Below are 13,232 nucleotides of genomic sequence, written 5' to 3'. Positions count from 1 at the left end.
CCGCCGGGCCCGTGCGGATGCATCGGGCGCAGGGACTGCGGATCAGGCCAGGGGCGGGCCGCGCGGTTTTGCCGCCGTCCACGCGAACAGCGGGGTGGGCGACCGGTAGAACAGGGCGGGGCGCGGCGGCGTGCCGGCGAGGAGGGGCAAGACGTAGGTGGCGGAAGGCAGCGCCAGCGGCGAGGACCCCGTCTGGCAGAACGGACAGTGCTCGAAGTGCGCCTGGTGGCTCGATGCCGGGGATTTCTCCTCGGCCACGATCTGCTGCATGCCCGCCATGCCGGTGGCCGAGCAGATCTCGGCCGTGATCGTCACCGCGCGCGCGTGCGGCGCGAACGCATGGGCGAGCGCGGGCGCCACGACCGCCAGCAGCATGGCGGCCAGGGTGACCCAGCAGGCGGCGATGAACGATTGACGGCGCATACGCATGTTGAAATTGTAGCATCGGCCCCGTTTCGGGCGCGCAGCGCGCCATGCATGCATGCTCATGGCAGGCATATCCCGAGATTCTTGAGCCGGATTCATTGGCCAACCAGGATTCCAGCCGGGCTGGCCTTCTGCGTTGCCGCGAAGATGGAGGCGCTGCGTCGCCGGCATCGTTAGGCCCGCCTATTGATGACTCAGGTTCATCGGACCCGCGCGGGGCAGGGCGGGGCGGTCCTTCAGCACGGTCTGCCCGTTGACCAGCCATGCCACGCCGAACGCGGCCACCGCGCACGTCTCGGGCCAGAATACCGAGTGGCCTTCGAGCGCGAAGCCCATGATGGCGATCGCGAGGTACGACAGCAGCATGATCGAACCGCACACCTTGTAGACCACCTGCCGCTTGCGCTCCTGCATGGTGAGCGGGGCGCCGGCGCCGAAGCGGAAATACACCATGTAGAACGACAGCACCCCGAAGGAGATGGCGAATACCAGGTGGTAGCCGAGGATGCCGTGGTTCGAGTAATGCGCCTGCGTGCCCAGGTCGGGATAGCGCGCCAGCAGTTCGGCGGCATACGTGGGGTCCATCGGGAACAGGGCGAGGCCGATCGCGGCGATGCCGGCGGCGGTGGACACGATATTGTCGCGCAGGTGGGGCGTGCGGTAGCAGGCGAGCAGGGCACCCGTGAGCACCGTGATCGACACGAACACGTCGCGCATGCTGGTGTAGTAGTAGGCGCTCAGCGAATCGGTGGTGGTGATGCCTTCCAGCAGCAGGCCGCCACCGCGCACGGCCAGCGGCATCAGCAGGCCGGCCCAGCCGATCATCCGCCGCAGCGTGATATACGAGGCAACGTAGTCGTTCTCGTGCGCGTGCATCTTGGCCTCCGCGTAGCAATGAGACAGTCTACTCCCGCGCCAGCGCGGCAGGCGCACCATCCGGTCGGTGAATTGATCGCCCTGCGGGTGGCTTTCCGACTAGAATGGTTTCTCCTTCAGCCGGGATCATTCGCCATGCTCAAAGCCCTTGCCGGTACCGTCGCGCTCAGCCTCTCGATCCTCGCGCCGGCCGGCGCGCAGGCGGTGAAACCCGTGAAGATCCTGATCGTCAGCGGCGGCTGCTGCCATGATTACGCGCAGCAGCGCATGCTGCTCGAAGAGGGCCTGAAGGCGCGCATGGCTGCCGTGGTCAGCCACCTTTATCACGATCCGAAGCCGGGCGAACAGGCGACGCGGCCGGCGCTGCCGATCTACGGCAACCCGAGGTATGCGGACGGCTACGATGTGGTGATCCACAACGAATGCGCGGCGGACGAGGACAGTCCCACGGCGCTGGATGCCGTGCTGGCGCCGCACCGCGCCGGCGTGCCGGCCGTGAACCTGCACTGCGCCATGCATTCCTATCGTTCGGGCGAGTGGAAGAAGCCTGTCAAGGCGGGCGCCCCGAATGCGCGCTGGTTCGAATTCACCGGCATCCAGTCCAGCGGCCACGGCCCGCAGTCGCCGATCCAGCTGACGGCCGCCGATACCGGACACCCGGTGGCGGCCGGCTTTCAGCCGTATACGACAGGCAGTGACGAGCTGTACAACAACCTGACGACCTTCGACGTCACCCCCGTGCTGTACGGCGTACAGCCGGAATCGCCCGTGGCGGCGGACCGCGGCAAGATCTACACGTGGCCTGGACGCATCACTACGGCCCGAAGCGCGCCCGCGTCTTCAGCACCACGCTGGCGCACAACGCCGAGGTGATGGCCGATCCCCGCTACCTCGACCTCGTCGCCCGCGGCGTGCTGTGGGCGGTTAGCCGGCTGTAACGCCGCTCCCGGCTTTTCCGCCTCCAGCCGGCGCCGCCGTCCGCGCGCCTGGCTTGCGAGGCAAGATATTTCCCATTGGGCCGATCCCCGCTGGACGTTTCCCGACGCGTGTTGTGGAAACGCTACCACTTACCTCTGAAAACGCTTTCATAAAAAGCATGCCTCGGCTACCATCTGTTTCGGTACGTAATTACATAACGAATAACGACTGGGAGACACATGAGTACCACCGAAATCTTCTTGATTGCGATGCTGCTGATCTTCGTCGCACCTTACCTCGTGTGGCGGCTCGGCCGCACCGAGTACTTCGCGCCGCTCGTGATCGTGCAGATCATCATGGGAATCATCCTCGGCCCGGGCGTGGTCGGCGCGGCCTTCCCCGAATACCACAGGTTCATCTTCAACCCCGACGTCGTGAAAACACTGAACGGCATCGCCCTGTGGGGCGTGATGCTGTTCGTGATGCTGGCGGGTATCGAGCTGGACCTGAAAAAAGTCTGGCAATACCGCCGCGAAAGCGCCACCACGGCCGGGCTGTCGCTGGGCATGCCGCTGCTGTTCGGCTGCGGCGCCGCCGTACTGCTGCTCGCCTATCCGGGCTGGATCGGGCCGAAGGCAGCCACCTGGCAATTCCTGCTCGGCACCGGCATGGCGTGCGCCGTGACGGCGCTGCCCGTGCTGGTGCTGCTGCTGGAAAAGCTCGACATCCTGCGCCAGCCGATGGGCCAGCGCATCCTGCGCTATGCAAGCCTGGACGACGTGGCCATCTGGGGCGTGCTGGCCATTATCATGCTCGACTGGGAGCGCATGGGCCGCCAGCTCGGTTTCCTGGCGGCCTTCGCCGTGCTCACGGTGCTGTACCGCCGTCTGATGGCGCGCCTGCCGCAGGAAGACCGGTGGTTCGTGGCCATGGCCTGGCTGATCGCCTGCGCATTCGGCGCCGACTGGGCCGGCCTGCACTTCATGGTCGGCGCGTTCCTGGCGGGCGTGGTGATGGATGCCGACTGGTTCGGCCAGGAAAAGCTCGACGCGCTGTTCAAGAACGTGCTGCTGGTGCTGATGCCGGTATTCTTCCTCAGCACGGGGCTGCGCACGACGTGGAACGTCGGCGGCTACGCGGTGTTCTTCGCCGCCGGCCTTCTGCTGCTCGCATCGGTCGGCGGCAAGCTGGCGGGCGCCCACCTGGCCGGGCGGATGCTGGCCTGGAAGCCGGGCGAGGCTTCCATCATCGGCTGGCTGCTGCAGTCGAAGGGCCTCATCGAGATCATCTTCGCCAATATCCTGCTCGACAAGGGCATCATCACGAGCGAGACGTTCACCGCGTTGCTGCTGATGGCCGTGGGCAGTACGATGCTGACGATTCCCGTGGTGCACCCCAAGCTGAACCGGGCGGCCAGTCGCGGCCTGGTCGGGCAGGCCAGTTCGTGAGGAAGACGGCATGGCAAGAAGCGGATTGACGAAGGCGCAGGTGCGGGAAGTGCGCGACCGGCTGGTGGCGCAAGGGCGCTACCCGTCCGCCGACGCGGTGCGCCAGGCGTTGGGCGACACGGGTTCGAAGTCCACCATCCACAGGTACCTGAAGGAGCTGGCGGAGGAGGACCCCGCGCAGGGCGGTGCGCGCGGCGAAACGGAACGCACCCTGCAGGCGCTCGTGGCGGAACTGGCGGACCGCCTGCATGCCGATGCCGAGCGGCGCGCGCAACGGCTCGTCGCCGAGCGGGATGAGAGGGACGCGGCGTTGCGGCAAAAGGATGCGGAGCTGGCGGAGCTGCGCGGCACCGTGGCGGCGCTGACGGCCCGGCTGGAAGCGCTGGAAAGCATGGCCCCGGCCAGGCCCACGCCGCTGGGGCCGCGCGAGCGAAGCGTCCAGCGCGACGGCCGCATCGCCGGTTTCGGGAACTTCGGCGGCCTGCTGTCGGACTCGCGCTGCGCGCAACGCGACAGCTCGCCGTTCAGCATCCTGCTCGCCGGCGGCAGGTCGGACGTGCTGGACATGGACAGCGTGGCACCCTCGGGCCTGCCGATCGCCATGTGACGGCACTGGTGCCGTGCGCGCTACGCGAATGCCATGGCTGCCACGTGGCGGTCAGGCCGATGCCAGCGGCCGTAGACCATGGAGCGCGAGCAGTTCGTCGAAGCGCGCGCTCCGTTCATGCAGGATGACGACGGACTTCAGCGACGCCGTATCCTCGAACAGCACGGTGAACCCGTCACCCTGGGCGTACCAGCCCGCCAGGGGCCGCGTCCACTCGACCCGCGAATCGTCTCCCTTGATCCGCGTGTACGTCACGATGGCGTCATCGATGTCGTACTGCGCCACGAACGGCGCCATGGCCCGCGACCTCTCCAGCGCGCGTGCCGCCAGCCGCCGCGCGAGGGTTTTCCGAGGCCAGGTCCAGCGTTCCGGCCGCCATGCGCGGGCACCTGCCGCGATGCGCGGCAGCAGGAGCGACAGGGCCAGCCCGGCGATGAAGTACGAGGCAAGGATCAGGTCCAGCCGGTAGCCGTCCCATTCGAGACCGCCGCTCGCGGTGAAGGCGAGCGCGACCATCAATCCCAGCAGGCCGCACCTGCGCAGGAAGACCAGGATCTTCGATGGCGGCATGTTCCCCCGCGCCATGGCCTCGGCGGTATCGGCGGGTTCGTCGGTCGTGGCTGTCCGCGGCCGGGCGCCATGCATCCGCGCGAACAACACCGCTTCGAGCCCGATGCGCACGCGTTCCAGCGTCGGGGCATCGATGGTCGAGCGCAGCCGCAGCGGCGGCTGGCCGGGTGGTTGCCTTGCGGTGTCGGGCGGGTCGGCTGGGGCGTTCATGCGCGGCGGTTCTCGTGGGGGAACGCGATGCTAGCACATGGCCGGCTCAGCGGCGGTCATTCTCCCCCTTTGGCGGCTGGGCCAGCACCCACATGAAGTACAGTGCCTTGGCGGCCTTTGCCCGCGTCACGAGCGCTTTCGGTTCCAGCAGCAGGCCGTTGACCATGCGCCCGCGCGCGATGCCGGCCTCGGAGCGCATCAGTCCCAGTTCATACGCTTCGCGCAGCTTGTTCCGGTGCTCTGGCGCGACGGCCGCCGTGTCCCGCAGATGCTCCCAGCGCACGAGCGGGTAGTACATCGCGCCGCGCGCGCTGGTGTCCAGGTTGGGGTCGGAGCCGGGCAAGACTGTCTTGCCGTTGTAGTCGGTCATGTAGGCCGGCTTCGCGGTGAACTTCGCATGGTATGCATCGTGCAGCAGCACGCCCATCGCTTCGCGCGTCAGCGGTCCGTCCGCATGGCCGGCCAGGGATGCCGCCGGCAAGCCCATCACCTGCGCCAGCGCGCCGCTGAACTCGGCCGTGCGCATCGGCGCCTCGGGGTGGAAATTGCCCTGCGCATCCTTGCGCAGCGCGCCCAGTTGCAACAGTTTTTCGATCTGGTTGCGATAGTAGGCATTCTTGCCATCGACGATGTCGCCGGCGATCTCGGGATGAATGGCGGACCAGTCGCCTGACGCGACGGCACGGCGCACGTCGTCCCTCAGTTGCGCGACGATGCGCGTCGCCGTCCTGTCGCCCTGCGCGGCCAGGCGCGCCAGTTCCGTCACCACCAGCCGCGCATACTGCTTCGACAGCGCTTCCTTGAAGTGCGTGCCGTCGATCTTGTTGGCCGGATGGCCGTTGGCGTAGCTGCCGTCGTTCGTCTTGCCCGGTGTCTCGCCCGCCTCGATCGACATCACCATGGCCGTGATCGCGTCATGCCCGGCCGCATTGTAGTACTCCACGCTGCGCGCATTCAGGTCCACCACGGGCACGTCCAGTTCCGCGCCCAGCTCGCTCAAGAGCTCGGGGAAGCGGCGCTTGCCGAACGAGTTCCCGTATGGCGCGCCGGGCTGCTGGTTGCCGTTCACCCGCGACATCGGCGTCACGAGCACGGGCACCATGCCGCGCGCACGGATCGCCGGCAGGTACACCTGACGGATCATTTCTTCATACATGGCTTCGGTGGCACCGCGGCCGTAGCGGTCGCTTTCGTCGGCGCTTTCATCGTTGTGGCCGAACTGGATCATCACCACGTCGCCCACGCGGCCGGCCAGCAGCAGGTCGTTCAGCCTGCCCTCGGCATAGGCGTTGCGGAACGAGCGCCCGCCCATCGAGTAGCTGGCGACCTTTACCCTGGCCGGGTCGAACAGGTCGTCGAACACCTGGCCCCAGCCGCTCATCGGCGCCTCGTCGAACGTGTACGACTTCACGGTGGAGTCGCCCAGCGTGAACAGCGCCGGCCGTTCGCCGGCGGGGCGCTCCTGCGGTGGAATCGGCGTCAGCACGATCTCCGCCAGGCCGACGGGAACACCCGCCTTGTCCGGCTCCACCTCGATATCGATGAAGTCGCGGCCATTCACGTAGCGGTACGACCAGTCGCGGCCCTGTGCCGTCACGCGCGTGCGGTTGGGCAGCAGGTTTGCGGCATCCCAGAACACGGGCGGGATCAGCCGGCTCGTCTGCATGCCCGTGATCGAGACGGTTGCATCCGCCGCATCGTGCGTCGTGCGCACCTTCAGGGCGTACGCGCCGGGCGGCACCTTGATGCGGAAGGCCATGCCGAAGCGGTTGTAGTGGTTGCCGCCAACGGCCGTGTCGATCACTGGCTCCGTGATCGTGAAACCGTGGGCGCCGGCCCGGATGCCTTCCGAGTGCACGGGCCGGGCGGGCAGGGCGCCGGTGTGCGTGACGAAGCCGTAGCCGGTGGCGGCGCTGTACAACGGCGCCCCGCCGCGTGCATCCGCTTCGACCGTCACCGCGCCGGGTGCCGGATGCGCGGTGAAGTTGAAGCGCATTCCGGCTGCTCCCATCGCGCCTTGTCCGTGTGCCGGCAGAGCGCAGCACAGCAGGCATGCCGACGTGGCGGCCAGTATGGGCCGCAAGAACTGTTGGCTTCCCATCGGCATGCCCTTCCTCACTGTTTTGCTGGCCCGTAATGGTAGGTCTTCACCTTGTCGGTGATGACGACATCCGGGTTGTTCAGCAGCTTGATCATCTCGAAGCCGGCCAGCAGCACCGGGCCGTAGCCGGCCATGGCATTGATGCTGGTCGGCCGGTTGTAGTAGTACACATGGTCGGCGGCGAAGGTGGTGGCCGTCACGCCGTCGACGATGCTGCCGTCGGCCTTGATGCGCGCCGAGATGCCTGCCCATCCCGCCTGGGCGATGGAGCCGTACGTGGTGGGGCTGATCCAGCCCTGGTTGATCGCGTGCGCCAGCGCATAGACGAACATCGCGGTGCCGGAAGTCTCCAGGAACGAGTCGTGCCGGTCCAGCATCTGGTGCCACATGCCTTCGCCCGATTGCAGCTTCGCGATGCCGCGCAGCGCGCGGCGGTGCTGGTCCAGTACCTTCCGGTAGCCGGGGTGCGACTTCGGCAGCACGTCGAGCAGGTCGGACATGGCGAGCACGGCCCAGCCGTTCGCGCGGCCCCAGTAGAACTCGGGCGCGTCGGGATTGTTCATGTTCCAGCCATGGGTGTATAGGCCGATCGTCGGATCGAACAGGTACTTCGAGATGCCCAGCACGTTCTTCACCGCGTCGTCGTAATAGCGCCGCTCGCCCGTCATGCGGCCCATCTCGGCCAGCGCCGGAATGCTCATGTACATGTCGTCCGCCCAGACGGACCAGGCCTGTGGGCGGTTGCGCGCCAGCGTGCCGTCCTTCAGGCGCACCTGCTTCGTGTGCACCCAGTCCGCCAGCCTGGCGATCACGGGCGACATGTCGGGCCCGATTCCTTCCAGGCGGGCACGCACGAGGGCGGCGCACATGGACCCGGAATCGTCGAGCGCATGGGGCTTGGCCCAGCGCGCGAAGCTGTTGGCGCGCCCCAGCTTGAACCGCTTCTCCTGTTCCTCGAAGTAGCCCAGGCGCTGGTGGAAGAATGCCAGGTGGCGCTCCGTCATCGCCGTCCACTTCGGGTCGCCCGTCACCCGGCGGCCCAGCATCAGCCCGGCATGCATCACGCCCATCTCGTAGTTCATGATGCCGAAGTCGTGGGGCGACGGCTCCACGATCGCCGTCGCGACGGGCACGCTGAAATCGGTGATGGGCTGGCCGGTCGCCTTGTCGACGATGCGGCTGGGCGTGGCGCGGTCGATGAAGCCGCGCACGGCGTCGAGCTGCGCGGTGATCTCCGTGACCACCGGCAGTTTATATGGCACCGGATACGTGCCTTCCAGAGGGTCGTTCGGGTTCTTGTTGTCCGGATTCCGATAGGGGCCGGCCGCGTGGACGGAAGCGGCCGCCAGGGTGGACAGTAGCAGCCAGATCGTCAGCTTCTTCATCGCGTCACGCGGAAGTAGTCCGCGTCCAGCCAGGCGCCGGACGGCTGGGCCGCCGCGCTGGCGCTATACAACCCCATCTGGGCGCCGACCCAGAGACCCTTGGTGGCGGTGAACGGCGCGCCCGCGTCGACGAAGCGCTTGCCGTCCACGCTGTACTGGAACCGTGCGACCGCGCCTTCCTCCATCGCCATGCGCAACGTCAGCGCTGCGGGCGCCTTCGGCAGCAGCACCGTCTCGCTCTCGGTGCAACGCGGCGTGAATGGCGTGCAGGTGGTGTACACCAGTTGCAGGTCCGCGCCGCGCTGGCGCAGGCCCAGCGCCGCATAACTCTGGCCGTTCAGGATCAGCCCCGCCCGATCGCCATCCTTCGCGCCGCGCAGTTCGATCCTGGTCTCGGCCGTGAAGGCGGTCGCGGGCAGCTTCTGGGCAATGATGTTCGGCGCCGCGCGCACGAAATCCTTCGTTGCCGGCACGGCTTGCACCGGCAGGCGCAGGTGGCCGGGCCGGGCGGAAAGCGAATACCAGCCATCCTGCGGGTTGGCGTTCCATTGCCATTGCAGGCCGAGCGCCTTGCCGTCGAATTCGTCGGACGTGGCCGGCACCGCGACCGGCTGGCCCGCCACCGGCTTGTCGTGGGTGGCGACAGGATTGCCCACGCCGGGCTTCGGTCCCGGTTGCCCGATGACGGGCCAGCCGTCCCGCCACGTCATCGGTTGCAGGTGCACCACGCGGCCGTAGGCGGCCCGGTCCTGGAAGTGCAGGAACCAGTCCTTGCCGTCCTGGGCGCGCACCCACGCGCCCTGGTGCGGCCCGTTGACGGGCGTATCGCCCTGTTCCATCACGATGCGGTCCTCGTAAGGCCCGTCAATGGTGCGCGAGCGGAACACGGATTGCCAGCCGTGTTCCACGCCGCCGGCAGGCGCGAACACGTAGTAGTAACCGTCATGCCGGTAGAACTTCGGGCCTTCCAGCGTGCGGTAGCCGGGCAGCCTGTCGCCATCGATGATCACCTTGCCTTCGGAATCGAGCAGGCGGCTGCCGTCCGGTGCCATGCTGCGCAGCGTGAGCCGGTTGTTGATGCCGGCGCGGCTCTTGGCCCAGGCATGCAGCAAGTAAGCCTTGCCGTCGCTGTCCCACAGCGGCGTGGGGTCGATGATGCCCTTGCCGGGCAGGAGCAGGTGCGGCTCGCTCCACGGGCCGGCGAAGTGCGTGGCCGTCGTCACGTACACGCCGTGGTCGGGATCGGGATAGAAGATCCAGAACTTGCCGTCGTGGTGGCGCAGGCAGGGTGCCCACACGCCGCCGCCGTGGCGCGGCGTGGAAAAGTGTGTCACCGGAACCTGCTTGGGCAAGGCATGTCCGACCAGCTGCCAGTTCACCATGTCCTTCGATTGCAGTAGCGGCAGGCCGGGCGCGCTGTTGAAGCTCGACGAAGTCATGTAGTACGTGTCGCCGACACGCACCGCGTCCGGATCGGAGTAATCGGCATTCAGTACCGGATTCTGGTACTTGCCGTTGCCGAGATCGGGTACCCATGCCTCGGCAGAGTGCACGGGAAGGCCGGAGAGGGCGAGGAGCAGCAGGGGAACGGCGTGCAGCGTGGTGGTCATCTTCATGTCGGCCTCAGAAGGTGTAGTTGACGCGGACGTTGTAGGCCCGGCCGATCGGTTTCGACACGTTCTGCGCGAACACCACGCGCGAACCGATGCGCTGGTTCGACAGCGGCGGGTCCTCGTCGAGCAGGTTGTTGATGCCGAAGGTGAGCTTGAGCTTGTCCGAGAAGTTCCAGTTGGTCGTGAGGTTGTACAGTGTGTAATGGTCGATCTCGTTGAAGAACGGCTGGCCCGGCTTCTGGTTCGGCTGCGCGTTCGTGTCCTCGTAGTGCGAGGTATAGGCCTGCATGAGCTGCGCGCCGAACTTCTGCCAGTTCCACGACAGGCGCAGGTTGTGCTTCCAGCGGTACACATAGGTGTTGGCCGAGGTGGCGCCGGTGGCCAGCGCGCCGGGCTTGCCCACGCTGTCGATCCATTCGCCGCTAGGCTCGTTCTGGCCTTCGTAGCGGTCGACATAGGTGCCTTCCATGCTCACGCCGAACTTGCCCCACTGCGTGGCGGGCCACGTGTAGTTCACGCTTGCGTCGATGCCGCGCGTGCGCAGGCCGCCCATGTTCAGGCGGGTCTTGACGATGTAGTCGAGCGTGCCGTTGGGGTTGCGCACGAACAGGTCGCCGTACTGGTCCAGGTTGTCGAAGATGGTTTCCTCGGTGATCTGCGCGATCGTACCCTTCATGCGGATCGACCACCAGTCCAGCGTCACGTTCAGGTTCTTCATCGGCGAGAACACGATGCCCGCGGTGACGGTTTTCGCCTTTTCCGGTTCGAGGTCGGGATTGGCGCCGGTCAGGGTGGTCAGGTTCGTATCGCAGACCTGGGCCGGATCGAGGTTCAGGCCGGCGTAGCGCGGGTCCGTCGTCAGGCTGCCCGTGCCGCGCACGGAGGGCGTGGCGCTGGGGCACAGCAGCGGATCATCCCACTTGTTGGTCGATGGCGTGCGCGTGAGCGGGGTGCCGTACAGCTCCGGCAGCGTGGGTGCGCGGAAGCCCGTGCTGGCCGTGCCGCGCAGCAGCACGGTCTGCGTGGGCTGCCAGCGCACGCTCAGCTTCGGGTTGACGGTGTTGCCGAAATCGCTGAAGTGGTCGGCGCGCACCGCGCCCGTCAGCGTCAGTTCCTTCGTGATGGGCGCGTCCGCTTCCATGTACAGGGCGCTCACCTTGCGCTCGCCGCGCGGATAGGAGTTGGGCGTGCCGGACACCTTGTACGTCACTTCGTTGGCCACCGGATGCGTCGCGTCGCGGTAGGTCTCGCGGTGCCAGTCGCCGCCGATCGCCAAGGTCAGCGGGCCGCCGGCCAGGTCCATCAGCGGGCGGGCGATATTGAAGTCCGTCCCGGCATAGCCCACGCGGCCCACGCGGTAGGTGAGGCCGTCGCGGCTGATGCTGTCGAGGTAGGCTGCGCCTTCCGCGTCCTGGGCGCCGAACGGGTTCAGGATGCCGCTGGCCACGCCCTGGTAGATGCCGTCCGTGGCAAAGAAGCCGCTGCTCCAGCCCACGGCGCGCTTGCTTTCCGCCGCCGTGAAGCCCACGCGGTAATCCCAGCCCATGAACTCGCCCTGGTCGGCGATCGCCAGGCGCCGCGCGTTCTGGCGGTCGTCCGTCTTCGCGGGGCCCGCTTCGTCCAGGCTCCATGTCAGCGCCAGGTCCTGGTTCGTGACGCCCGCCACGGCCGGCACGCCACCGCTGCCCCCCGGATACCACCGGGATGACGGCGTGATGAACAGCGGCTTGCGCACGCCGGGGTTGTACTTGTCGTAGTCGGTCTGCGCGCCGAACACCTGCGGTGGATTGAGCGCCTTGATATAGGACTCGGTGGCCAGCAGTTCCACGGTCAGCAGGCGGTCGCCGTGGTGGCGCAGCGAAGCCTTCGTGAACAGGGTGGCCTGCATATTGTCGGGCAATAGCTGCGGGTACAGGTCCGGGTCGAGGATGCAGGTGCCGGCGCCGGCGCCGCTGGCCTTGGAGGACGGGATCGTGTACTGCGCGCCGCCATACGGCGCCGCGCAGCCGGCGGCGAAATACGGGTTGCCGGTGCGCGTGGTCGGCTTGCCGTTCTGGTAGACGGTGAAATTGGCCGGGGCCGACGAAGAACCCGCGACAGCGGAAGTGAACGGGTTGCCGCCCAGCTGGGCGATCAGGTTCGGGTCGCTGATATTGGGGCGGTCGCGCTGCATCAGGCGGGCGCGCTGCTGGAAGTCCACGGCTGCGTAGACGTTCCAGCCCTGTTCGTTCAGGTCGCCGAAGCCGGAGAGGATGCTGATGCGCTGCTGGTCCCCGCCGCCATGGCGTTCCGGCTGCACCCAGCCGCCGGTGACGGTGGTGCCCTGGTGCGTGCGCTTCGTGATGAAGTTCACCACACCGGCAATGGCATCGGTACCGTAGATCGACGAGGCGCCGTCGCGCAGCACTTCCACGCGCTCCACGGCGCTCATCGGCACCACGTCCACGTTGACGGAACTGGCACCGATCGCCTCGTTCGGCAGGCGGCGGCCGTTCAGCAGCACCAGCGTGCGGTTCGTGTTCAGGCCGCGCATATTGATCATCGTGCCGGAGCCGCCGCCGCCGACCGGCTCATTGGTGGACCCGACCGTGAGGGAAGTGGCCACCTCGGACATCGTGGTGAGCCCGCGCGCCACGAGTTCCTCGGACTTGATCGTGGTGAGCGGCAGCGCGTTTTCGGTGGCCACCTGGCGGATCGAGGAACCCGTCACTTCGACACGCGCGATCGGCGTGTCGGCGGACTGCGCGGCGGGCAGCGCGGCTTGCTGGGCGGAGGCAGCCTGGGCGAGGGTGAGGACGGCGAGGGCGATCGCGGACAGCGCGATCCGATGGGGGATACGGTGCATCTGGTCTCCTGTGTCTTGGTTCGGCGTGCCGGCCGTGCAGCCGCGTCACATTGATCAAGTTTTTGATTGGTCAGGCCGCTGGTCATGTGGCCTGACCAGCTTCTTTTAGGATGGCTTAAAATACATGATTACGCAAACAGTTTTTGCTGGAGTTGTTCGCCGGCTGGATCTCTTTACCTATGGTGATGGCTGTTAGCGCAATCAAAAATGCGCTGGCGGAAATGGCCTGACCT

At 67.1% G+C, this 13,232-nt stretch carries 10 protein-coding genes; 3 read left to right on the top strand and 7 right to left on the bottom strand.

Features of this window, described 5'->3' with window-relative positions:
• Positions 1-42: 42 nt before the first annotated feature.
• The gene (locus V6Z91_RS28315; protein ID WP_338764233.1) at positions 43-429 is read right to left on the bottom strand and encodes a DUF2946 domain-containing protein; all 387 of its coding nucleotides are present in this window, start codon (positions 427-429) and stop codon (positions 43-45) included.
• Between the two features lie 180 nt (positions 430-609).
• Complete coding sequence (locus tag V6Z91_RS28310) at positions 610-1,302, bottom strand: hypothetical protein (RefSeq protein WP_338764231.1); 693 nt, start codon at positions 1,300-1,302, stop codon at positions 610-612.
• 135 nt (positions 1,303-1,437) lie between these two features.
• On the opposite strand from V6Z91_RS28310, the gene V6Z91_RS28305 reads away from it, so the two are divergent.
• From V6Z91_RS28305 to V6Z91_RS28295, 3 genes are all read left to right on the top strand, one after another.
• The gene (locus V6Z91_RS28305; RefSeq protein ID WP_338764228.1) at positions 1,438-2,175 is read left to right on the top strand and encodes a hypothetical protein; all 738 of its coding nucleotides are present in this window, start codon (positions 1,438-1,440) and stop codon (positions 2,173-2,175) included.
• A 284-nt stretch (positions 2,176-2,459) separates the two neighbouring features.
• Positions 2,460-3,668, top strand: coding sequence for a cation:proton antiporter (locus V6Z91_RS28300; protein ID WP_338764225.1), 1,209 nt, complete (start codon positions 2,460-2,462; stop codon positions 3,666-3,668).
• Between the two features lie 10 nt (positions 3,669-3,678).
• Positions 3,679-4,275, top strand: coding sequence for a DNA-binding protein (locus V6Z91_RS28295; RefSeq protein ID WP_338764223.1), 597 nt, complete (start codon positions 3,679-3,681; stop codon positions 4,273-4,275).
• A 51-nt stretch (positions 4,276-4,326) separates the two neighbouring features.
• Here V6Z91_RS28295 and V6Z91_RS28290 read toward each other — a convergent pair whose 3' ends face one another.
• From V6Z91_RS28290 to V6Z91_RS28270, 5 genes are all read right to left on the bottom strand, one after another.
• A complete protein-coding gene (locus tag V6Z91_RS28290; protein WP_338764220.1) occupies positions 4,327-5,055 on the bottom strand; it encodes a hypothetical protein in 729 nt (242 codons plus the stop codon).
• Positions 5,056-5,101: 46 nt separating this feature from the next.
• Positions 5,102-7,051 carry a GDSL-type esterase/lipase family protein gene (locus tag V6Z91_RS28285; protein WP_338764218.1) on the bottom strand — a complete coding sequence of 650 codons (1,950 nt, stop codon included), beginning with the start codon at positions 7,049-7,051 and terminating at the stop codon, positions 5,102-5,104.
• A 119-nt stretch (positions 7,052-7,170) separates the two neighbouring features.
• The gene (locus tag V6Z91_RS28280; RefSeq protein ID WP_338764216.1) at positions 7,171-8,541 is read right to left on the bottom strand and encodes a glycoside hydrolase family 88 protein; all 1,371 of its coding nucleotides are present in this window, start codon (positions 8,539-8,541) and stop codon (positions 7,171-7,173) included.
• Positions 8,538-10,157: a glycoside hydrolase 43 family protein gene (locus V6Z91_RS28275; protein WP_338764214.1), complete on the bottom strand. Its 1,620-nt coding sequence runs from the start codon at positions 10,155-10,157 to the stop codon at positions 8,538-8,540. The genes V6Z91_RS28280 and V6Z91_RS28275 overlap by 4 nt, the downstream gene beginning before the upstream one ends.
• Positions 10,158-10,164: 7 nt before the next feature.
• Positions 10,165-12,999, bottom strand: coding sequence for a TonB-dependent receptor (locus V6Z91_RS28270; protein ID WP_338764212.1), 2,835 nt, complete (start codon positions 12,997-12,999; stop codon positions 10,165-10,167).
• Positions 13,000-13,232 lie beyond the last annotated feature (233 nt).

This window comes from Massilia sp. METH4 (genome assembly GCF_037094685.1).
GTDB lineage: Bacteria > Pseudomonadota > Gammaproteobacteria > Burkholderiales > Burkholderiaceae_D > Rugamonas.
Note: the sequence above shows the minus strand (reverse complement) of the source record. Positions and strands in the feature narration are given on the sequence as shown.

Excerpts from the sequence above, each read along its gene's own strand:
- V6Z91_RS28315 (WP_338764233.1), bottom strand. The coding sequence starts at position 429 with ATGCGTATGCGCCGTCAATCGTTCATCGCCGCCTGCTGGGTCACCCTG.
- V6Z91_RS28310 (WP_338764231.1), bottom strand. The coding sequence starts at position 1,302 with ATGCACGCGCACGAGAACGACTACGTTGCCTCGTATATCACGCTGCGG.
- V6Z91_RS28305 (WP_338764228.1), top strand. The coding sequence starts at position 1,438 with ATGCTCAAAGCCCTTGCCGGTACCGTCGCGCTCAGCCTCTCGATCCTC.
- V6Z91_RS28300 (WP_338764225.1), top strand. The coding sequence starts at position 2,460 with ATGAGTACCACCGAAATCTTCTTGATTGCGATGCTGCTGATCTTCGTC.
- V6Z91_RS28295 (WP_338764223.1), top strand. The coding sequence starts at position 3,679 with ATGGCAAGAAGCGGATTGACGAAGGCGCAGGTGCGGGAAGTGCGCGAC.
- V6Z91_RS28290 (WP_338764220.1), bottom strand. The coding sequence starts at position 5,055 with ATGAACGCCCCAGCCGACCCGCCCGACACCGCAAGGCAACCACCCGGC.
- V6Z91_RS28285 (WP_338764218.1), bottom strand. The coding sequence starts at position 7,051 with ATGCGCTTCAACTTCACCGCGCATCCGGCACCCGGCGCGGTGACGGTC.
- V6Z91_RS28280 (WP_338764216.1), bottom strand. The coding sequence starts at position 8,541 with ATGAAGAAGCTGACGATCTGGCTGCTACTGTCCACCCTGGCGGCCGCT.
- V6Z91_RS28275 (WP_338764214.1), bottom strand. The coding sequence starts at position 10,157 with ATGAAGATGACCACCACGCTGCACGCCGTTCCCCTGCTGCTCCTCGCC.
- V6Z91_RS28270 (WP_338764212.1), bottom strand. The coding sequence starts at position 12,999 with ATGCACCGTATCCCCCATCGGATCGCGCTGTCCGCGATCGCCCTCGCC.